At 49.6% G+C, this 21,526-nt stretch carries 22 protein-coding genes; 7 read left to right on the top strand and 15 right to left on the bottom strand.

The annotated features are described in order from the left end of the window. Window positions 1-21 precede the first annotated feature (21 nt). The 3 genes from ACJJID_RS14105 to ACJJID_RS14095 all read right to left on the bottom strand — a co-directional run bounded on the left by ACJJID_RS14105 (window position 22) and on the right by ACJJID_RS14095 (window position 4,448). Entirely contained in the window at window positions 22-2,385 is a 2,364-nt protein-coding gene (locus ACJJID_RS14105; RefSeq protein WP_444920027.1) for an autotransporter family protein, read from the bottom strand. Between the two features lie 41 nt (window positions 2,386-2,426). Then, entirely contained in the window at window positions 2,427-3,194 is a 768-nt protein-coding gene (locus ACJJID_RS14100) for an OmpW/AlkL family protein (RefSeq protein WP_444920026.1), read from the bottom strand. A 300-nt stretch (window positions 3,195-3,494) separates the two neighbouring features. After that, window positions 3,495-4,448, bottom strand: coding sequence for a LysR family transcriptional regulator (locus ACJJID_RS14095; protein ID WP_444920025.1), 954 nt, complete (start codon window positions 4,446-4,448; stop codon window positions 3,495-3,497). A gap of 121 nt (window positions 4,449-4,569) precedes the next feature. On the opposite strand from ACJJID_RS14095, the gene ACJJID_RS14090 reads away from it, so the two are divergent. Genes ACJJID_RS14090 through ACJJID_RS14075 form a run of 4 tightly spaced genes read left to right on the top strand, consistent with a single transcriptional unit; the run spans window position 4,570 to window position 7,327 of the window. Further along, entirely contained in the window at window positions 4,570-4,791 is a 222-nt protein-coding gene (locus tag ACJJID_RS14090; RefSeq protein WP_444920024.1) for a hypothetical protein, read from the top strand. A gap of 2 nt (window positions 4,792-4,793) precedes the next feature. Continuing rightward, window positions 4,794-5,723, top strand: a complete 930-nt coding sequence (locus ACJJID_RS14085; protein ID WP_444920023.1) for a sodium-dependent bicarbonate transport family permease — start codon at window positions 4,794-4,796, stop codon at window positions 5,721-5,723. Between the two features lie 6 nt (window positions 5,724-5,729). Further along, window positions 5,730-6,221: a 5-(carboxyamino)imidazole ribonucleotide mutase gene (gene purE / locus ACJJID_RS14080; protein WP_444920022.1), complete on the top strand. Its 492-nt coding sequence runs from the start codon at window positions 5,730-5,732 to the stop codon at window positions 6,219-6,221. 5 nt (window positions 6,222-6,226) lie between these two features. Then, window positions 6,227-7,327 carry a 5-(carboxyamino)imidazole ribonucleotide synthase gene (locus ACJJID_RS14075; RefSeq protein WP_444920021.1) on the top strand — a complete coding sequence of 367 codons (1,101 nt, stop codon included), beginning with the start codon at window positions 6,227-6,229 and terminating at the stop codon, window positions 7,325-7,327. Window positions 7,328-7,347: 20 nt separating this feature from the next. Here the strand turns inward: ACJJID_RS14075 and mnhG are convergent, their stop codons facing one another. From mnhG to mbhE, 7 genes are read right to left on the bottom strand one after another with little or no spacing between them, the layout of a single operon-like run. Continuing rightward, window positions 7,348-7,692, bottom strand: a complete 345-nt coding sequence (gene mnhG, locus ACJJID_RS14070) for a monovalent cation/H(+) antiporter subunit G (protein ID WP_152454851.1) — start codon at window positions 7,690-7,692, stop codon at window positions 7,348-7,350. After that, window positions 7,679-8,014 carry a cation:proton antiporter gene (locus ACJJID_RS14065; protein ID WP_152454850.1) on the bottom strand — a complete coding sequence of 112 codons (336 nt, stop codon included), beginning with the start codon at window positions 8,012-8,014 and terminating at the stop codon, window positions 7,679-7,681. Before ACJJID_RS14065 ends, mnhG begins: the two co-directional genes overlap by 14 nt. Beyond that, window positions 8,014-8,487 (bottom strand): Na+/H+ antiporter subunit E, encoded by a 474-nt coding sequence (locus ACJJID_RS14060; RefSeq protein ID WP_444920020.1) that lies wholly within the window; start codon window positions 8,485-8,487, stop codon window positions 8,014-8,016. Before ACJJID_RS14060 ends, ACJJID_RS14065 begins: the two co-directional genes overlap by 1 nt. A gap of 2 nt (window positions 8,488-8,489) precedes the next feature. Then, window positions 8,490-10,010, bottom strand: a complete 1,521-nt coding sequence (locus ACJJID_RS14055; RefSeq protein ID WP_444920019.1) for a Na+/H+ antiporter subunit D — start codon at window positions 10,008-10,010, stop codon at window positions 8,490-8,492. Next, window positions 10,007-10,381 (bottom strand): Na+/H+ antiporter subunit C, encoded by a 375-nt coding sequence (locus ACJJID_RS14050; protein WP_152454847.1) that lies wholly within the window; start codon window positions 10,379-10,381, stop codon window positions 10,007-10,009. Before ACJJID_RS14050 ends, ACJJID_RS14055 begins: the two co-directional genes overlap by 4 nt. Before the next feature lies 1 nt (window position 10,382). Next, complete coding sequence (locus tag ACJJID_RS14045) at window positions 10,383-10,802, bottom strand: Na+/H+ antiporter subunit B (protein WP_152454846.1); 420 nt, start codon at window positions 10,800-10,802, stop codon at window positions 10,383-10,385. Continuing rightward, complete coding sequence (mbhE, locus tag ACJJID_RS14040) at window positions 10,799-13,084, bottom strand: hydrogen gas-evolving membrane-bound hydrogenase subunit E (protein WP_444920018.1); 2,286 nt, start codon at window positions 13,082-13,084, stop codon at window positions 10,799-10,801. Before mbhE ends, ACJJID_RS14045 begins: the two co-directional genes overlap by 4 nt. A 604-nt stretch (window positions 13,085-13,688) precedes the next feature. On the opposite strand from mbhE, the gene ACJJID_RS14035 reads away from it, so the two are divergent. From ACJJID_RS14035 to ACJJID_RS14025, 3 genes are all read left to right on the top strand, one after another. After that, the gene (locus tag ACJJID_RS14035; RefSeq protein WP_444920017.1) at window positions 13,689-15,140 is read left to right on the top strand and encodes a RimK family protein; all 1,452 of its coding nucleotides are present in this window, start codon (window positions 13,689-13,691) and stop codon (window positions 15,138-15,140) included. Beyond that, window positions 15,141-15,614 carry a GNAT family N-acetyltransferase gene (locus tag ACJJID_RS14030; RefSeq protein WP_444920016.1) on the top strand — a complete coding sequence of 158 codons (474 nt, stop codon included), beginning with the start codon at window positions 15,141-15,143 and terminating at the stop codon, window positions 15,612-15,614. A 166-nt stretch (window positions 15,615-15,780) separates the two neighbouring features. Further along, window positions 15,781-16,923 (top strand): flavohemoglobin expression-modulating QEGLA motif protein, encoded by a 1,143-nt coding sequence (locus ACJJID_RS14025; protein WP_152454842.1) that lies wholly within the window; start codon window positions 15,781-15,783, stop codon window positions 16,921-16,923. Between the two features lie 150 nt (window positions 16,924-17,073). On the opposite strand, the gene ACJJID_RS14020 is transcribed toward ACJJID_RS14025, so the two are convergent. From ACJJID_RS14020 to ACJJID_RS14000, 5 genes are all read right to left on the bottom strand, one after another. Then, a complete protein-coding gene (locus ACJJID_RS14020; RefSeq protein ID WP_444920015.1) occupies window positions 17,074-17,769 on the bottom strand; it encodes a pirin family protein in 696 nt (231 codons plus the stop codon). Window positions 17,770-18,001: 232 nt separating this feature from the next. Continuing rightward, entirely contained in the window at window positions 18,002-18,901 is a 900-nt protein-coding gene (locus ACJJID_RS14015) for a LysR family transcriptional regulator (RefSeq protein WP_444920014.1), read from the bottom strand. A 262-nt stretch (window positions 18,902-19,163) separates the two neighbouring features. Beyond that, the gene (locus ACJJID_RS14010) at window positions 19,164-19,853 is read right to left on the bottom strand and encodes a YopT-type cysteine protease domain-containing protein (RefSeq protein ID WP_444920013.1); all 690 of its coding nucleotides are present in this window, start codon (window positions 19,851-19,853) and stop codon (window positions 19,164-19,166) included. Window positions 19,854-20,013: 160 nt separating this feature from the next. After that, a complete protein-coding gene (locus ACJJID_RS14005) occupies window positions 20,014-20,991 on the bottom strand; it encodes a glutathione S-transferase family protein (RefSeq protein WP_444920012.1) in 978 nt (325 codons plus the stop codon). 94 nt (window positions 20,992-21,085) lie between these two features. Next, window positions 21,086-21,520: a DoxX family protein gene (locus ACJJID_RS14000; RefSeq protein ID WP_444920011.1), complete on the bottom strand. Its 435-nt coding sequence runs from the start codon at window positions 21,518-21,520 to the stop codon at window positions 21,086-21,088. Window positions 21,521-21,526: the final 6 nt, after the last annotated feature.

Below are 21,526 nucleotides of genomic sequence, written 5' to 3'. Positions count from 1 at the left end.
TGGGGGATAGACTTAGACTAACTACCATTTATATCGAAACCCAAGCTCCAGTCCTCCAACAAAGCTATCCCCAATGTTCTTCAGGCCGCTGCTGAAAAAGACTTCGGTGTAGATAGAACAGTGGTCACCACACTCTTCATAACTGGCCCCCATACGTAAATCCGCATACCAGGTATCTGGTTTCTGATAAAGTCTTGTTCCAGAAACAACCAGGTCGGTTTCCTGGTCAAGATTCAAGATCAGCCCTGGAGTGACATAGTATCCAAAGCGCTCCAGAGGTAGGGAGCCGTACATTTTTCTGCTGGATTTACGTTGACTTTTGCGCTTTTCAAAAGTGGCCCCTAGGCGCAATAAAAGGCCATTGTTATTAATATCGCCTACTTTAACATCATAGGTATCTTCAAAGTTTTCAGCCTCCTCAGACGTGTAAATCAGTTGTGCTTGGGGGGTAATCGAATAGTAATCATAGAGTTTGAAGCTCCACCCCCCCTCCAGAGACAGACCGTAACCGTAGCCTTCACTGCTGTTGCGGAGTGTGCGTAAATCTTTTGCGTCAAAGTCAAAGTCGAACCAACTTAGCTTGAATTGAGCATCAACATAGAGACCCTGGTAGCCATACCATGTTAGGTAGCTACTGACGCCGTATGTTTTGGCATTAATGGAACCGTCCCCAAAAAAAGACTCTACGGAATTTTTCGAGTTGCCATAATGCAGTGCCAAACTGGCAATAGGAGTAGTACCGAGAACCAACAAGTCGATGGGGAGATCAGCACCAATTTGGAGCTGATAGTATGTTTGATCCCAGCTCGCCCAAGTGGTGGACTCACTGGGTGTCGTGCTTATATAGCGTGCGCCACTGCGTATCCATATTCCCTTTCGATCAATGCCTGTTTCCAGTGAGCTAGTATAATCGGTGCTATTGACGTCGAGATAACTACTACCAACCCAGTAGCGGTTACCCACACGACTACGCAATGTGGTGGGAATATTCAAGGATCGCAGTATTTGTGGAAGGGTTTCATACATTACTGCAGCGGGTTGCCAGCGAGCCATACCGCCTTCGGGGAAATGGCTTGAATTACTTATCGTAGAGCGCAGATACCATTCTCCATCATTGTTTCCCGATAAATCATTCTGGTGTAGTGTATAGGCGTATGCTCCACCAATTGTCGCGGGTTGCTCATCTTTGGTTATATAGTCACCACTTAAAATAAAGGCATTGTCAGTGGAGTCCCCCTCAATAGATATCAGTTTGATACCGTTATCCTGAGTGCGTGCGCCAGTACCATTGAGGTTGTAAACCGTTACGTGAGTAGTGCCACTGGTATCTCCCCGGATCTTTAGTTGATCACTGTTAGCAGTGCTATCACTAAGTACCACATCCATCCACAAGCGTCCGTTATCGCCAATATAGTGACCGTAATTATTGTCACTATCTTTTTGAATGATTAAAGTGTTAAATTTCTTATTGACTAAGTCGATAGTGCCATCATTAGCCACGTTGCCAGTAATTCTATATTCCTCGGTATCAATAAATGCCTGGCCACCCCATTTAATGTGTAAGCCCAGTGGGTTGTTGTCAGTATCCAGGCCACCACCCACATTCAAATTCCCAGAAAAAATAATTTTTGAACTACCCCAAATAACGACTCGTTCCCAGTTAATAAGCTGGTTACCATCCACTCGATAATCGAGTTTGAATATCAGTGTATCGATGTCTCCGTCTTCTGCGCTGAGATCATCGCCGCCATCTAATACTACATCTCCTTCAAAGGAATAAGAGTCGATGACTAGTTTATCTGAGCCGGGACCACCGCGTATTTCATTACTGATGCCTTCATCCCAGTGGATATAATCATCTCCTTCACCGGCATCTAAATAGTTGAAAATAAAACCGCCATCCAGGGTGATTTGATCATTACCCGCGCCACCCCAAACATGAAATGTGAGGCCGTCTAGAACTTGGATGTCATCATCACCGGCCCCCCCATGAATACCGCCTCCATTAATGTAATCGCCTACATCACTACTGCGCTCATCCAACACAATAAGATCGTTACCATCCCCTCCATATACAGAGTCGTTGATTACTGCTCCCTTAATATAAATGGCATCGTCACCACTCCCGCCAAATGCGCTATTGATAGTGCCACCGTTTAACTCCAAAGTGTCATTACCACCTAATCCATCGACATCGGCCTCTTCTGCGTCATTCTCTTCGTCGCAGATAATTTGATCCGGCCCGTCGGAGCCCAGATTGTCTGGTGTACACTGTGCCGTTGCCTTGACTGGAGAAAGCGCGATGATTCCCAATGCAGCCATTGTTATCAGCAGTTGGTTATTAAAGATGTCTGTATATCGGGTTTTTGAATTTATTTTTTTCACAGTGACTCCGGCGCATAGTTTCATATACGAAATCCTGTGTTTCAAAACTTAGTACCAATCCCAATATTGATAATCCAGGGATCGTAATCGAAGTGCGCATATAGGCGGTCTGACCCCAGCTCTGTAGGGAAATTTATCGTGGTATCGGTATCTGACAGGTAGTAAAGAGCCGCCAGATTAATTAATAAAGGATAACGAAATTGGCGGAAGTCAAAATTGAAGTCGACGCCACCCTGAAGGGCCCAGTCCCAGGAGTGCCCCATATTGAATGAACCGGGAGCCACTGACATATCAGAGTCCATCAGATACTCATCAAATTGGCGGCTTATAGATACCGTATGGTAATCCGTATAATTAATTCCCGCACCGAGATAGGGGCGGGCAATATAAGATGGGTCAAGAAAATACCAGTTTGCAAAGGCGAGAGTGCTTGTTGTCTTAAAATCACCCAATTTAATCTGGCTGTTGCCTGGGTTGCCGGTAAAGTTATCTAGGACTACATCGTATGAAGCACCGTTAATATGCATCAACTCGATTCCCCAGCGATCCGAAGGGCGCCATACTCCGGAGATTTGCCAGGTTTGGGCAGTGTCTATTTCCCAGGTTGAATTGTATAAATCCCAATGTTGTAGAACCCGGTATTTTAGGGAGGTTCCAGCATCATTGGGCGTAATATAGCTGAGACCGAAGCGCACCATAAATTCGCCCCAGTCGATGTTGCGCCAATCCTCCTGGGCTTTGGCGTTAATTGCACTGGTCGCAAAAAGAAATATTAAAAATCTGAAAACTATTCCCTGGATTTTCATCATTATACCCTTCTGTGAAAATCGATGACGGATGGTGTCTTTGATTGTTACCTACAGTCCCTTTTGGCTATAGCCCTATGGATGATTTTTGGACTCATCAATAGGTATCCAAAAAGTAGCAGGATTCGGCAGGTACGCCGAAAATTTGACGAGTATTCAGTCGGGATTTTTCTCAGGGGGATCTAGGCTACCGTCGCCTGACATTTTATTTGGGTGTGTAAATTGAATGTGCAATTTGAATGTGCAATTTGAGCAAGTGGTAGCCGGACCAATATAAGTTTTGGTGTGTTTTTTTATCCAAGGCTATTGATTCGGAGGCAAAGGCCAGGCAATACCGCTCTCTTCCGGTACTGTCTCCAGATTGCGGGCATACTCAAGGAATTCTGCGGCTGCTGGAGATAATGGTCTGGATTTACGCCTGGCTAGATACCAGTGCGTAATAATCGGCAGAGACTCTACTTCTAAAATGGCGAGCCCTGAATGTCCGCCAAATGCGAGAGTGTGCTCGGAGAGAATAGATACCCCAAGCCCTGACATTACGGCGTGCTTTATGGCTTCATTGCTTTCGATGGTCATGCGGATATTGAGATCGATATGTCTCTCCTGCAGAAAACGCTCTATAGCGTGGCGGGTGCCGGATCCCTCCTCGCGCCGCAGGAAGGGGCCGCTGGCAAACTCCTTTAGGGGAATCTTTTTTCTGCCTGCTAGCGGGTGCTTCTCCGGCGCTATAGCCAACAGCCGATTGGGCAGGAATTCCACCAATTCCAGATCGGGGTTCTTGGGAGGGTGGCTGAACACATAAAAATCATCCTCATCCTCACCGGTGTAGTCGATGATCTGCTGACGGTTACCCACGCGAAAGAGAATATCCAGCTTGGGATGCTGTTCGTAAAACTCGCCAATCAAATGGGGAATAAAGTACTTGGCGGTAGTGACAACTGCCAGTTGTAAGCGCCCCGTCTCTAGACCGCGCAGTCTGGCTAGCTTTAGCTCCAGATACTCATAGCTTTTGAGGATTTCTCGAGCACTGTCTACCAGGGTCTGTCCGGCCTCGGTGAATTGCAACTGCTTACCCACGGCGTAGTAGAGGGGTAAGCCCACGGCACTAGACAGCTTGGCCAGCTGCATGGATACGCTGGGCTGGGTCAGGTGCAGGGTTTTGGCGGCGCCACTGATGCTGCGTTGTTCATATACCGTAAGTAAAATCTCCAACTGCCTGACGGTGCCGATGCGGGAGTGGGCTCTGCTGGCTAGCATGACTTTTCTCAATCATAGATAAAAGGTGATATATAACATAATAATTATCTATTTTTATCTATCAATCTACCTAGTGATAATGCACCCACTTCAATCTATGGGAATGGGAGGGGGACCCTGTATGCACAAGTCACAACTTTACTTTGGTACCTTGGTAGGTCTGTTAGTCATGTCCATTGGATGGGTATTGGCGCTGGTTGGTATCGATGCCGCTGCACTAATACTGGTCGGGCTGGTGGTACTGCTTGCCAATGTGGGGTACGGGCTAATGAAGCGGGTTCCCAAGAAAATTCGCCTCCCGCTCTCTGAACGCCGCGAAAGCTCTAAGCGCGGGAAGCACTGATCATGCAGCTGGATGTTGTAGTTGGTTTCTTTATCCTTGGGGCCCTGGCGCAGCTGGTACGTAGTGACTTGCGCCTGCCCACAGGTCTCTACCAAAGCTGTGTGATCTTTCTACTGTTGGCTATAGGCCTCAAGGGTGGGGCGGCGCTCAGTGCCTATTCCGCTTCGACCCTGATTCCTCAATCTCTTGCGGTTTTGGCCTTTGGCACACTACTCCCTTTGTTGGCCTTCCCACTTCTCTATTGGATAGGCAAATGGAGTCGGCTGGATGCAGCGGCTACTGCTGCCCACTACGGGTCGGTCAGTGTCGCCACCTATGCTGTGGCGGTAGCCCTGTTGGAGACGAAGGGCATCGATTACGAAGCCTATTTCCCCTTATTCGTGGCTCTACTGGAAGTTCCGGCTATTGTGGTGGGAATTCTACTGGCGCGGAAGTCGATGCAGAACAGCAATAAGGGGCGCCTGGCCCATGAGTTGACTTGCAATCAGGGGGTTCTTCTCCTGCTTGGCGGGATCGCCATCGGCGCCTGGGCGGGTGAGCGTACTGCAGCAGTCATGCCTTTTTTTGGTCAGTTATTTCACGGTGTGCTGGCTCTTTTTCTGCTGGAGATGGGGAGAGTCGCGGCGGCGCGACTGGCAGATGTGCGCGGGCAGGGTGCGTTCTTGCTGAGTTTTGGTATATTTATGCCCCTGCTAGGCGGTGCAGCCGGGGGTGCCCTGGGAGCATTACTGGGGTTGTCGGCGGGAGGAATTTTCCTGTTGGCGGTACTCGGTAGCAGCGCCTCCTATATCGCGGTGCCTGCAGCTATGTCTGTGGCTCTGCCGCAGGCCAATGCCAGCGTGTCCATCACACTGTCCCTGGCGATTACGTTCCCTTTCAATGTCCTGGTGGCGATTCCCGTCTACCTGGCGTTTGTTCAACATTGGAGTTAGCCGCAAGTGAAATCACTGCCCTTTGAAAAAGTCACCATCGTTATGGGGTCGCGATCGGATTGGCCCACCATGGCCAATGCCACCAAACCCCTGAACGAGCTGGAGGTTCCTTTTGCCACTGCGGTTGTGTCCGCCCACAGAACCCCCCAGCGCCTGGTGGAATTCGCCAGTGAAGCCCACAAAAACGGCACCCAGGTGATCATCGCCGGAGCTGGTGGCTCTGCCCACCTGCCGGGAATGATTGCCGCTATGAGCCCGCTGCCAGTGATTGCCGTGCCTGTTGAAAGCCGTTTTATGACCGGAATGGACAGCCTTCTTTCCATCGTACAGATGCCGAAAGGTATTGCCGTGGCTACCCAGGCAGTAGGTGCCTCTGGGGCTTATAACGCGGGCCTGATAGCGGCACAGATGCTCTCCCTGGGCGATACTGAATTGCAGGAGCGATTGATCGCCTGGCGCGAGCGTCAAACTGACCAGGTTCCGCTAACGGTGGAGTGAAGTTAGTGAGTGAAGTAACCAGACATATCGCTATTGTCGGCTGTGGGCAGCTGGCACAGATGATGGCACAAGAGGGTAAGCCCCTCGGTATTACATTTAGTTTCCTGGCGGAGAAGGGCGAGGACGCGGGTTGTGTCGAAGGGCTCGGCACCGTCATCAGGTTGGACGAGGCGGGCAGTGGTGAGGATTTATTTCAGGCACTCGGCTGCCCTGAGGTGATTACCGCCGAGCGTGAACAGGTGGATGTAGCACTGCTAAGAGAGCTGCAGCGCTTTTGTCCAGTTTACCCAGATCCCCATGTTTTTGAGAAAGCCCAACATCGCTTGAGGGAGAAGCGGGCTCTCACTGAGAGTGGTCTTCCGGTTGCGCCTTTTATGCCGGCAAGGGGGCGCGGTGAATTACTGAATGCCTTGGATAAGCTCGGTTATCCGGCATTTATCAAGAGCTGTGAAAATGGCTATGACGGTAAGAACCAGTGGCGGGTGAAAGATGCGGCAGAGCTGCAGGAAGCTATCAAGGAGGCTCAAGATCTGCCCTGTGTGGTAGAAGCCTCGGTAGATTTTTCCTGTGAGGTTTCCCTGATCGGTGCCCGCTCTGTTTCCGGGGAAGTAAAGACCTACCCTCTGACTGAGAACCTACACCGCCAAGGAACGCTGTTACTCTCCAAGGCGCCCTATCAGGATGAACAATTATTAGCCAGTGCCCGTGCCTATCTGCAAAAGCTGATGGATGACTGGGACTATGTGGGCGTACTCTCAGTGGAGTGCTTTGTCACCAGTGAAGGCTTGCTGGTGAATGAAATTGCCCCGCGGGTCCACAACAGCGGTCACTGGACTTTAGTGGGTGCGGACACCAGCCAATTTGCCAATCACCTGCGTGCGATATTGGATATGCCACTGGGTGACACCGAGTGCCCACGGCCCGCTGCCATGGTCAATATGCTTGGTGTGGATCGAGCGCCAACAGGCAAGAATGAGGGTGTTTGGCTCTACGGCAAGACGCTCCGTCCCGGGCGTAAGATGGGCCATGTGATCCTGGTGGATGACAGTTCAGAAGAGCTTTCTCAGCGCTGTGAGGCTATGATTGCCGATCTCTATCAGCAGTAACTGACTCACCTGGGCAGGATCTACTTTAAGTCCCTCTTCGGGTTTTTGAAGCGGGGGCTGGCGGTCCTGCCACGCCACATAGGGGTGCCTACCCGATAGGCAGCCCGCGCAATCATATGCACCCCGATGGGCACGGTGAAGAGCAAAAATAGCAGCGCCGCCACTGCGCGTGCGGTTACCTGGGTATCGTGGAACATTGCGGCCACACCTCCCAGTAAAAGCCCGCAGCAAAGAGTGGCGGCCTTGCCTGACGTGCTCATGCGAGTGTAGAAATCCGGCATCCGCAATAGGCCCAAGGCCGCACTAAAACCGAACAGGCTGCCCACCAGCAATAGGGTGGCGATAAAAATCTCATCGAAAACCACTGCCGCCTCCCTCATGTAAAACAGTTTTTTTTCCACTTTTTTCAATAAAGCGGGCGAAAGCCACACTCACCAGAAAAGCCACCAGTGCCAGGGCAATAGCCGCACTCAGATAGGCCGGCTCTCCAGAGGCAATGGCTAATAATGCGCAGTAGGCCACTGCAAGAATATTGAGTACGTCGAGGGCCACAACTCGATCCGCCAGGGTCGGCCCGAGAAAGATGCGCATAAAACACATGGCCAATGCCAGCAGTAAAATGAGTGATGAGATATTAATGGCAGCCACAATTAATGGCGCGTTGATATCAACGATAGTACTGTGCATCAGGAAAAAGCCTCCCGCACCCGCTTTTCAAAACCTTGGTGGATTTCCTCGCGGAAAATATCTGGATCATCCACGAACATGGTGTGTACCAACAGTTCAGAGTTATCCTGGGTAATTTCCAGCACTACGGTCCCCGGTGTGAGTGATATCAGATTGGCCAGTATAAAAATCTGCGTCTGATCAGTAACTTCTAAGGGAATTCGCACCACTAGCGGGCGGCTCTGTAGTTTTGGTGAAAGGACCTCATAGGCAGCGCGCAAGCTTGAGACCACCAACTCCTGTAGAAAAAAACTGGCTAGGCGGATTAAACGTGGCAGGCGCTGAAAGTATTTGGTGCCCTCAGGAATTTTGGGGGAAACCCGCAATGCGAGGTAACCAAGGAAAAAACCAAAACAGAAATTTACCAGCGTTGCATTGCCGGTTAAGGCTGACCAGCTGATGGCTAAGATTAGGTTAAGTAAAAATACGCGCATGATCAGCGGTTTCCGACATATTGAATTTTCAGCCCCAGTACCGCCTCAATATATTCCCCCGGCTTTAATAGCTCCCTGGCGGCCGCCAGGGAGTAATCGATCAAGGGGCCAGGTATTAAACCGAGTACCAGGGTGATCAAAGCCAAAAACGCTACAGGTAGCAGGCGCTCATAGCGTTCATACCGGGGGATATCTGTCAGGCGCTGGCAATAATCCTTCGGATGGTCCTTTAAAAACGCCTCTGCCCAGATTTTGCTCATAGAGAACAACGTAAGGATGCCGGTGATCAGGGCCACAGCAACTACGAAATAAGCGGCCTGGTCCAGACTCGCCTTGACTAACAACAATTTGGCCCAGAAGCCCGATAGTGGTGGAAATCCTGCCAGGCTGAAGGCGGCGATAAAGAAAAAGAAAGAAAGCAGTGGGCTCGCCCGGTAAAGACCACCGATTTCACTTAATTCGAAACTACCGGTAAGCCGCTTGGCAGTACCACTAATAAGAAATAAGTTAGTCTTGGCAACGATGTTGTGAATCATATAAAAGACTGCCCCGGCCAGGGCCAGAGGGGAATTAAGTGCAAGGCCCAGCACCAGAAAGCCGATTTGGCTAATGATATGAAAGGCGAGAATCTTGCGAAATTCATAGTGGGCCGCCGCACCTAATACCCCGGTAAGCATGGTCAGTAATGCCGTACCCAGCAAAATGGTATGGGGGAATTGCAGTTCACTGGGAAAAATCAGGGTGAAGGTGCGTATCAGAGCATAAACTCCTACCTTCGTCAGCAGGCCGGCAAAGACCGCGGTTACCGTTACGGGCGGGGCGTGATAAGAAGCGGGTAACCAAAAAAATAACGGAAAAATTGCGGCCTTAATACCAAATGCGCAAATAAATAAAACCGCCAGGGCAGAAACTGCCGAGGGGTTATCCACAGCGGCTAGAGAGATATGCAGCTGGGCCATATTTAATGTGCCGGTCAACCCATAAGTCATTCCAATAGAGGTCAACATCAGCAATGTGGATACCAGATTTAATGCGACATATTTAATGCCACCATCCAATTGGATACGGTCGCCGCCAATCACCAGTAGTGCGAAGGAGGCGATTAACATCACCTCAAACCAGACATAGAGATTGAATAAATCCCCTGTAATAAAACTCCCACAAACCCCGGCCAGTAAAAGCTGAAAGAAACTGTGAAAACCCAGTTTAACTCGGTATTTCCTGATATCGGATAAGGAAAACAGGGAAACACAGAAGCCAACGATGCCAGTGATCAGAAGCATAATGGCACTTAATCGATCGGCCACTAGAGTGATACCAAACGGCGCAGCCCAATCGCCCATTTGCGCGGCACGGGTACCGCCGGTTTCCACCAGAACCAATATGGCGATGGTCGCGGCCAGTAACAGGGCACAACCGCCAACTGAAATAAAGCCACAAAGAAGTTTTCTGCCGCGTGCCGGGAAAGTGGCGAGGGCGGTGAGAATCGGTATCAAAAAAGGCAGGGCCAGTAACCAACTCAAGGAGATTTTTCTCCCTTGGGAGGTATCGGCTCGGCGATACGCATGGTATCCACATCCAGGGTACCGAGAACCTTATAGGCCTGGGCGATCAAGGCCAGGGCAAATGCCAGCAAACCAAAGCCAATCACAATCGCGGTGAGGATCAATGCCTGGGGCAGGGGGTTGGCGATTGGTCCCGGGGCAACCTCCATACCCTGCGGAATCAATGGTGGCGCGGCACGAGTGACTCTCCCTGCAACAAAAATAGCCAAGTTGGCAGCATTACTGATTAATATCAGCCCAAACAGGTAGTGCAGTAAATTCCTGGCCAGCATCAGATAGACACCGGTGGCGATTAATATGCCGACAACGAGAGCGAGTGGACCTTCCATATTATCTGGAATCCTCCAGGGCAAAAATCAGAGTCAGTACTGCACCGAGTACCGCCAAATAAACACCAATATCGAAAATCAGCACATTGCTGAGGGAGAGACCGCCGGAATTTTTATTGCCGGTAACTTGTAGCCATTGTCCTGAAAATGGCGCCTCGCCGGAAAATAGAGAGAGCATACCTGAGAGCAGTGCGATCAATACGCCAGTTGCGGCGAGATTGCTCGGCGGAATTTTTAGGGCGCTTTGTGCGGCCTCCACGCCCCAAGCCATGGCAAAGAGAACAAATGCCGAGGCGGCAATTAAGCCGGCAATAAACCCCCCGCCGGGATAGTTATGCCCGCGCAGTAACATATAAATGGAGAACACCAGTATCAGTGCCACCAGCACTCGGGTTGCGGTCTGCAGTATCAGCGAGTTCACTGTTTACCCCGTCGTAATTGGTGACCGAGTAGAGTGACAGCCGCTACGGCTGCAGTAAAAACAACGATAATTTCGCCGAAGGTATCCAGCGCGCGAAAGTCGACCAAGATCACATTGACGATATTGCGGCCATGGGCCTCGGGCACAGAGGCTTTTTCAAAAAATTCAGTCGTAGGGCTATCGAGCGGCGTTTGTAGTACCGCCAACAGGCTAAAGGTTACCAGCAAGCCCAATATAGCCCCGAGTGTGGCATCCCGTGGGCGGAACAGTACCTTGCGGCCAGGATTGAACACCGGCAGCCGCGGCAGGATTGCTGCCACCAGCACCAGGTACAGGGTTTCCACAAGAAGTTGGGTAATGGCCACATCCGGTGCGCCAAGAAACAAATAAATCAGGGCGATGCCCACACCGAGGGCGCCAAGGGCGCAGATAGCGATCAGCGGCTTGCGCGCGGAACCCGCCATATAGGCTCCCCCCACGGTCAACAGCAAAGCCGCCCATTCCTTCAAATTCAGGCGTGGCCAAGCGTACTCCAGGGGAAATTGTCCACCGCGAATCAGGGCATAGGCGAGAACTAGGGAGATGGTAGTGAAAATCACCGTCAGGTAGCGTCGCATGATGCCGTTTTGCAGAATACGGGTCTGCCACGCCGCAAAGGCTTTGAGTAAATCCAGGGACTTATCCCACATTTCGTCGGCGCTGGTGGGTGCATGTTTGAAATCCCAAGCCAACCAGGCGCGCATACGACGCAGCCCCAGATACATGATGACTCCCAAAACAAAAGTGAGAATACTCATCAGCAGGGGGATATTAATACCGTGCCACAACTTCAGCTTGATCGTCTCAGGAATACCCAAAATGGCACTTAGCGCTGGTTCCACCAAGCCGCCACCAACGAGATCTGGTGCCATACCGAAAGTTAGCCCCAGGCCACTCAAAATTAACGGGCTAATCCACATGCCCGGTGGCGCCTCTTGAACATGGGTTATATGTTGCGGCTTCTTCTTCCAAAAGGGTTTGATTGCCACCATTCCCGCCACGGTTACCGTGACGGCATTGACAAAAACCGCCACTGTGGCAACCAGGGCCGGTTCTGAGGCCACCGCTAAAGCGCCTTCGTATTTAAGCTCTTTGCCAATAAAGCCTAGAAAAGGCGGAAAGCCGGCCATGGAAAGTGCAGCCGCTGAAGCCGCAATCACCGTGATATGCATGGAGTGGCCGAGTCCGCCTAATTTATTAAGGCTGCGCGTGCCAGTCTGTTTATCGATGATGCCCACCACCATAAACAGGGCAGCTTTGTAAAAGGAATGCACAATAAGAAACGTGATGGCGGCGGCCACAGCGGCCGAGGCATCTGAGCCCAGGAACATGGTCAGGGTACCCAGTGCAATCAGAGTAGTGTACGCCAGGGCCAGCTTTAGATCGGTTTGGCGCAGTGCCGCCAAGGCTGCCACCGCCGCCGTGGCGGCGCCGGTACAGGTTAAAATCCACTCCCAATACTCGGTGTGTGCCAATACCGGGTGCATACGCGCAAGTAAGTAAATTCCGGCTTTTACCATGGTGGCGGAGTGCAGATAGGCGCTCACCGGTGTGGGTGCGGCCATGGCATTGGGCAGCCAGAAATGAAAGGGCAACTGTGCAGACTTACAGAAGGCGCCGATTAATATCAGAATCAGGATCGGTAAATAAAGTGGGCTAGCCCGCACCGTCTTACCGGCAGCTAATACCTGCAGTAGATCGAAGCTACCCGCCACGTACGCAAGTAATAGCAACCCCACAAGTAAGCAAAGTCCCCCCAGTGTGGTGACCAGTAAAGCCTGTAGAGCGGAGCGGCGGGCAATGGCGCTGGTATTGTTATAACTAATCAGCAGATAGCTGGAAATGGTGGTGATTTCCCAGAAGACAAATAGGGTAATCAAATCGCCCGCCAGCACCAAACCTAGCATCCCAACCATAAAAAGATATAGGTAACTGTAAAAACGGCGCAAGTCGGGATCACCGCGCATATAGGCGGCGGCATAGATAGCAACAAAAACACCAATGCCACTAATCAACAGCGCAAAAAGGAAGCTCAGGCCATCGACATAAAATCGCAGGGAAACACCCAGTGCCTCAACCCAGGTAACACCAAAGGAAAATTCCTTCCCAGCGGAGATGTCTGGCATATGCGCCATCAAAAAAATGGTGACAATAGCCGGAGCTACGGGTGAGAGTAGCGAAATCCATCTCCCCGGTGTGGCCTGTTCACTCCCGCGACCTTCCCTGTCGCTCACTGCACCCATTTTTCCATCCTTAATTGCCTCGACCTATTTTAGGTGGGAATTGGCAGTAGGGCAGGCGTAGAAATCTAGTGCTGGGATTATTAGAACTCTATTCAGTGCGTGCCTAATGAACTTGAACCTTTCAATGGGTTTTGATTGCTTGGTGTTCTTAGGGGTACCCAATGCCACAAGGCCACAGAACCAGGGGATTATGAACTTGGCAGCAAATTCTGGGAGTCAGGGAGCTTTACTAATGGAGAGGTTCACTAAAAAGTTGCTCCAGGGTAAAGCCACTGGACTTGCTGCTACTGGCTATGAACACCTATTCCAGCTTTCTGATAGCTGGTCTTCTGGCATGCTTTTTTTAGTACTGTAAACACTATTCCGCCCTTAAATATGTTCTCATCTTTGCCCTAAACCAATCGGCTGCTCAACAATAAATAGGGCTAGCAAGGCCCATGGTAGAGGGCCTTAAAAAAAGCTTGGTTCTCAGCTATTGCTGCAGGTATTCTTCGCCCAAATCGACCCGGGGTTCAAAGGGTCGAAGGCCTTTACTAGTGTTTACGCTGGTGCCCACCCCGTCAGTTCCTGATGTGCTCAAGCATCGCTTTGATAAGTTCTGACTATGTATACTACTCTGCTTGTGGTCGATGACGATCTGGATGTCGCCGACCTGCCAGCCAATACCCTGTCGTTTGAAGATTACCTCCGCGATTATCCCAAACTACATGAGAAGCGGATACGCATAATTAACTTGTGCGATACCCGCCGTTATCTGAGCCAGGGCTACTACTGCTCTCTCTTGGCGGAGGCGCGCCGACACGATGTTCTCCCCTCTGTGCGGGTCATCAATACCTTGCGCAATGGCGATGAACAGGGCATCTGGATCAAGGCTGAGCGCGTAGATCAAGAGATTTTTCGCGATGAGAAACCCGTTCGCGCATTGATCTGTATGGGAGAGGTGCAAGACTTCCGCCTGAAGACCTTAGCCGCCACAGTATTTCAACAATATCCTGTGCCCTTGCTGGAAGTTACCTTAAGTGCCGACCAAGGGAATGTCCTGATCCTGGTTCAGCGTATTGGCTTGGCTCAGCTAAACGCAGAGGAGCGCCATTTTTGTTGGCAAGTGCTGGGGGAATACGCACGTATCCGCTGGAGAAAGCAGAGCAGCCGGAAGAAATACCGCTGGGAATTGGCGATGCTGGTGAATCCGCAGGAGGCTTCCCGGCCGAGCAACCAAGCCGCAGTCTCGCGCTTTATTCGGGCTGGCAGAAGGCTGGGGATGCAGGTGGATGTGGTTACAGCGGATGAAATTTCCCAAATTAACCAGTACGACGGGTTGTTTATACGGGAAACCACCGCGATCGATCACCATACCTACCGTCTGGCATGTGAGGCGGAGCAGAACGGTCTTGTAGTGCTCGATGATCCCGACTCCATTCTGCGCTGCTGTAATAAGGTTTTTTTACACGATGCCTTCCATTATCAAAAAGTGCCTTCTCTGAAGACTCTGGTAGTCAATCGAGCAGATCCCGGTACTTTGGATCAACTGGAGCGAGAGCTGGGTTATCCGATGGTTTTAAAATTGCCCGAAGGATCTTTTTCCAGAGGGGTTTTTAAGGTCGATAATCGTGAGGCGCTTATCGACAAACTGAGGAGTCTCTTTAAAAACTCGGCGCTTGTTTTGGCGCAGGAATATCTTTATACCGATTATGATTGGCGTATCGGTGTATTAAATGGTCGCGCGCTTTATGCCTGCCGATATTATATGGCACGTAATCACTGGCAGATTTACAACCATGGGGTTAAGCGGCACACGAGTGGAAACTTTGACACCTTGCCCACCTTTGAAACCCCTCGTAGTGTATTGAACGCTGCACTGAAAGCCGCAGCCGTGGTAGGAAAAGGGCTGTATGGTATAGATATTAAATTGAAGGATAATCACGCCTACGTGATCGAAGTAAATGACAACCCCAATATTGATCAAGGTATTGAAGATAAATATTTGGGGGAAGAGCTTTACATGCAAATTATGTCGGAGTTTCTTCGTCGCTTGGAATTGCGTGGGGCGCACTAGATGCCTGCGGAACAATGCTCTATTCGCCCAGCACAGATCGGTGATCTAAATCATCTGCTCTCTATTGAGCATGACAGTTTTACTACAGATCTATTGAATAGAAGGCAAATGCGCTACTTGCTGATAAAGGCAAAAGCCTGCTGTCTGTTACTAGAAGTTCAGGGTGTTATCGTTGGTTACGGAATTTGTTTAACGCCCAAGTTACCTCGCCCGGCGCGTCTTTATTCTCTTGCGGTACGGCTGGAGTACCGCGGTAAGGGGTTCGCCAGGGCATTGATCGAAGCATTTAAACATTACTTAAACTGTAATAACTATAAATACTGGCAACTCGAAGTGGCTATCAATAATTACTCTGCGCAAAAGCTTTACAAGGAGAGCGGATTTGAAATCAAAGCCCAGCTTCCAGGTTACTATGAGAACGGATGCGATGCTTTACGCATGGTATGTGTGTTGGTAGTTACTGAGGAAGTCTGAGTCTGTAAGACGAGTGAGGACAAGCTTAAGTCGGTATGGCGCCTGGCTATGCCGGGTGGACAATGGCTATATAAGCATGAGAGGGTTGGGTGTCTGAAATCCTGATAGTAACAATTGGTAAAGGCCCCATTTTCGACCATAAAACTTAACGATAAAGGCTGAAAACGTGCATCAATCTCCCAGTGAACATCCTGAATTAAAAGCCCTTGATCAAAAATTATTTGAATTGGTGCGCGGAGTAGAAATCCTCTCTGCTATTGAACCAAAAAATTTTCGGGAACAAAAACAGGATTTTTTCTCTACAAATTTTTCCACTAACCCACAGTTTGTTTATGCCGAACACGAAGTAGAAATATTCCAACGTAAGCGAGCACTCTATGCCCTTCCAGTCGAGACTCTGCCAGATGAGGATTTAACCCAGCTTTACAGCGATATCGTCGAGTCATATGTCGACAAACTGGACCAGTTTCGCTCCGTAGGCACAGCGGACTTCGTCTATGATTCCCTGCGTTACTTTGGTGAGCCAACGGATAAGGATATTAACAACGCAGATTTTATCTTGCATTTGCCCGATGATCTTGAACCTAGTGCTGATCGTTTTTTCAATGCCGATGAGATGATGCGCTTTCTCAGTGACTTTGCCAATCGACAGGGCTACACCTACGATATCCGCACCGATGATCGCATGATCGCCAATGCCTTGGTCGCTGGCAGTACGGTAAAAATCAATTCCCATGCCAGTGTCTCAGAAACAGAGGTATCCGCCCTAGCGCACCACGAATTAGGGGTTCACCTGGTGACGACCCTAAACGCCCGCAGCCAACCGCTGAGAGTGCTTGAACTTGGCTGTCCGGTCAATACAACCTCCCAGGAAGGGTTGGCGATCCTGTGTGAATACCTGGCCGGTTATCTCACTTTACCAAGATTAAAAGTGTTGGCACTGCGGGTGGTCGCGGTACAATCCATGTTGCAGGATAGAGACTTTAAGCGCACTTTTATCCTGCTTAAAGAGCAATATCAGGTGGAAGAAAACCTGGCCTTTACGATTACTACCCGGGTTTATCGAGGCGGTGGCTTTACCAAGGATTATCTTTACCTACAAGGTTTTCATCAGATGTTAAATGCCATGGAAACCCGCGAAGACTTCAATAACCTTATGGCCGGTAAGGTCTCGATAGAATGTCTGCCTCTTATTTCTCGATTGATCGATAAAGGTTATCTGCGCGCACCGCAATTTATTAGCCCGGCAATAAAGGAGCCGCAGCCTATTGATGAGGTCAAGCGTTTTATCGCTCATGCGATTAAATAACTTTTTTAGGAACTCAGCGGAGTAAGAAATACATGGGGCTGGTAAACACAAAGGGCGATTAAAAAAGAGATACCTCGTCTATTGAGAGTTAAACAACGAGGTATCAATAACGATCTGTAGTGCGCTTATTGTTGGAATCTAGAGCCAAATTCAGTTGGCAGGCAGATCAAACCACAGTGCGGTAACACCATCCCTTGCAGCTTGAAGTTGTATCTCTTCTTTGAATAGACCCAGACCATCTCCCGATGCCAGTATCGATTTATCATTTACACTGGCTTCGCCATCAATGACATGTAAGTAGCCGGGTCGCTCACGGGTGTCTAATGTAATGGTTTCCCCGGTTTTTAAATGTAGGCGGTATAAACTGGCATCCTGATGTATGGAAAGGGTGTTATCTCTTCCATCGGAGGTCACCAAAGCGGTCAGTTTGCCGTGCTGTGTGATCGACTTCTGTTCGTAGCTGGGTTTTACACCCCGGCGGTTTGGCTCAATCCAGATTTGCAGGAACTTCAGCTGATCTGACTTTGAGTAATTGTATTCCGAGTGGGTAATACCGGTACCGGCGCTCATCCTCTGGATCTCACCAGCTGGTACTACATAGCGGTTACCCTCGCTGTCCTTATGCTCGATCGCACCTTGAAGGATATAGGAAATAATTTCCATATCCCGATGTCCGTGAGTATCAAATCCGGCTCCAGGCATCACCGTATCATCATTGATTACGCGTAGCGCGGAAAATCCCATATGCTTGGGGTCGTAATAGTGTCCAAAAGAAAAGGTATGTTTGCTGTTTAGCCAGCCAAAACGGGCTTGCCCACGTTCCTGTGAAGGTCTGAAGTAGTACATAGCCTAATCCTCATCTGTGAGGTAATAAATAGTGTTAGGGCCATGATAGCTGGCTGAGGATAGAATCAATATTAGTTAAAGATGGACTGTAAATTCGCTCTTTTAGAATGAATGGGGTTTAGTGAAAAGTTTATCTTATGCGCCTTCTCCCGCTAAAAGAGGTGAGACAAAAAGGAAGAATGGAAAAGGAAAGAATAGAGGGAAGAATGGGTTGAGGAAAAATGCACCGACATCATTGTTCAGACGTCGGCATTTCCAGGGTGAGCAGGCGGAGCTCTCCAATAAACTCACGAGCCACAGGTCCCAACTTATCCTGATCTTTGAAGTTTAAATAAAAACTGGTCGAGCGCGCTCCGCCTTTTTTCAATGGTAATAGTTTCAGGGTGCCGTCATTCAGTAAGTCCGCCACCAGTGGCATAGGTAGCCAAGCATATCCCATACCCTGTGCAATTAAATCCAGAGAGGCACGCAAACTGCCCACTTTCCAGCGTTGTTCCGCCCCTAGCCAGCCGGAATCCCGGTTTGTTTGCAGCGCTGAATCTCGCACAATAATTTGCCGGTAGGACTTAAGATCTTCAAATGTCAGATCACGCTCAAACCTGAGTAGTGGGTGCGCCTTGTGAGCAACTGCCACAAACTCAATGCGGCAGATTTCATCATTGAGGCTATCGTCCATGGTAAAGGCAGAAAGGCCCAGATCGACAAGGCCCTCCTGGATTAATTCGTTAGTGCCGGATAAAACTGTGTCGATAATATCAATATTGACTTGAGGATAGATTCCCGACACTTTTTCCAAAGCCTGGAAGACCACTTTCTGCGGAAAGGCTCCATCTACGGCGATGCGTAACTCCGACTCCACTCCATCACTGAGGGAGTCTGCAATGGCCTCAATACGGGAGACCTCTTCCAGCAGGAACTTGCCACGGCGCAGCATCAGGTGGCCTGCCTCAGTGAGTACTACCTTACGTCCCGTCACTTCAAACAGCTTGATACCCAGTGCAGTTTCCAGGTTTGTGACCGCATGGTGAATACTGGATTGGCTCTTATGAACTACGGAGGCTGCCTGGTTAAAGCCGCCGGCATCTACAACGGCCTTAAACATTCTCCATTGTTCCAGGGTGGTTTTTTGCATGGGTCTTTCTCTCGCTGATAGATGCGCTCTTAAAGGGTATCTTATTATTCGACCAAACCGAATAATAGCGAAAATATCAAGCGATAACGCTCGAATACCTTAAAGGAATCTTTGTTTCAGGGAAGGAAGCCAGTGATAGAGAGAAATCTTTTATAGGAGAGAAGGTGTAGGAAACTGCAAGACGATGGCACGTCCCTGTGCCGTATCAAACTGTGAACTAGCTCAGTTGAAGGCTAGTAAATACTGGTGGTTGGTTCTTTATTTACCGGTCCTTATGCTTAAACACGTCAAATCCAATTGCGCGCGATGTGCGATAAATACTGGATTGGCGATGATATTGCTCATACCACTTCCGAAATTGGGTATAACGCAAAAACTTGAACTCGCCTTTATTGGGGTCGAAAAAGTAAGTGATTTTATCGGTAGTTGCAGTAATACGGAATGCCATGGCGTGGCCCCACCCGGTACCTGCCGTTCTCAGCATACAAAAAAGAGTCTGAGATTGTTGGGTAAAGTAATCTTTGGACTCAAAGCCGCCAAATGCCGTGGTAAATTGCTCATCTAAAGAGGGGCTCACTTTCTTTGTCGCGATCCCATTTCCCACTTGTCGTAAATGTTCAAAACCCTGAGATACTAAATATTGCGTTGTCTCCCGCATCATTTCATGGGCATTACTGGGGCGACCCTCGGTACCATTCATAAACTTGAATCGATACATGGAAGCAAAGCGCTGTGCCACAACGGCCATCTTTGTGCTATCGATACTACCCCCGGTGGACAGCGCATCTTGAAGGCCGGACTGTAGTGCTTTGCTAATCCAACTTACTGCTAATGCCTCACAGATTCCGCCCTTGGTGTGAGGATGCTTCTTTGTGATTTTGCCGTAATCACCTTGACTAAATTTCCATGTCTGCTGGCCACCGAATTGAGAGGCTCCGGAGTCTTTTGGCATGTTGTTCTCTTTATTTGTGACTGCTTATTCTAAAAACCAGTTTACTGGGCAATTGTGCAGGCAATGTGCAAGCAGCTGTTGATCGATACCAGTGAATTACCAGACTGTCATCAATCAACAAAAAGAGAGTCAGTGTTTGGGGCCATTGCAAAAGAGCAGGTTAGCCAGTGGTGCGGTTAAAAGGACCGCTATAGTCGATATCTGGCCCCACCGGGACCACCTGGGTTGGGTTGATCATGGTATGGCTGAAATAGTAATGCCTTTTGATATGGTGAAAGTCGACAGTATCGGCAACACCAGGCCACTGGTATAACTCTCGCACATAGTTGCGCAGATTGGGGAAGTCTTCTAGACGCTGGCGATTGCACTTAAAGTGGCCGTGATAGACCGAATCAAAGCGAATTAGGGTGGTGAATAGTCGCCAATCCGCTTCGGTAATTTCCTCACCAACGAGGTAGCGCTGCTTGGCTAAAATGTTTTCTACCTGATCCAGGGCATTAAACAAATTAGTGTAGGCTTGTTCATAGGCTTCCTGGGTGGTGGCAAAACCACTGCGGTATACGCCGTTGTTGATATTCTCGTATACCAGTTGATTAATATTCTCAATTTCCTCTTGTTTGTTTTCTGGGAAAAAGTCCTGAGTATCCCCACTAATTTCATTAAATGCGCTGTTAAACATACGAATGATTTCTGAGGACTCATTGCTGACAATACAGTTCTGATGTTTATCCCAGAGCACCGGTACAGTCACGCGCCCGCTGTAGTCGGCCTTATTGCGGGTATATAGCTGGTGTAAGAATTGGTGGCCAAACAACGCATCGCCGCTGCTGCCTTCATCGGTATTAAAACTCCAGCCCTGTTCGAGCATATCCGGGCTTACCACAGAAATACTGATATGTTCCTCCAGTTTTTTCAACTTGCGGAAAATCAACGTGCGATGGGCCCAGGGGCAGGCCAGGGAAACGTACAAATGGTAGCGCCCGGATTCCGCCTTAAAGCCCCCTCTACCACTGGGTCCGGCGCTGCCATCACTGGTAATCCAATTGCGCAGTTGGGCCGCCTCTCTCTTAAAGGCACCACCAGAATCTTTGGTGTCGTACCACTGGTCTTGCCATTGGCCGTTTACTAAAAGTCCCATGTTTTTCTCCTGAATCAGTATCGCTGGTAACCGGCCCTGGGGCGCCAGGGTAAGGTAGTAGAAGGCAATAGAAGATAATTGTATGTTTGGCAAATTACTGAACGGTACTTCTGCGTCTGTCCAGGCTAAAGCGTCCGGCACCATGAGCAGTCAATACCAGAAAGCCGCCGGTCATAGCCAGATTCTTAAAGAACATCAAAAACTGCATCTGATCGGCCAGGTTATTGTGAAACATAACCGCAGTCAGCAGGCTGAAGCCGGCAAAGGCAAGTGCGGTAAGGCGTACCTGAAAACCCACAATCAACGCCAGGGCGCCGCCAATCTCAAACAAAATCACCAGTGGCAGCAGAAACTCTGGTAGGCCGCCCATGGCTAAGTACTGGGCACTGCTCTCATAGTTCTGAATCTTGTTTACACCAGCCAGTAAGAATATCGCCGCCAGGCCGATACGCCCACTTAGATCTGCGATGCCCGCAAATAGCTTGTGGTTAGCGCTGGGCTGGGCTGTGGATAAAGTAGAAGTGGTCATTTTAAT

The sequence above is a fragment of the Microbulbifer sp. CnH-101-G genome (genome assembly GCF_052466775.1).
The sequence above is the reverse complement of the archived record's forward strand: the minus strand, read 5'-3'. Positions and strand labels throughout refer to the sequence as shown.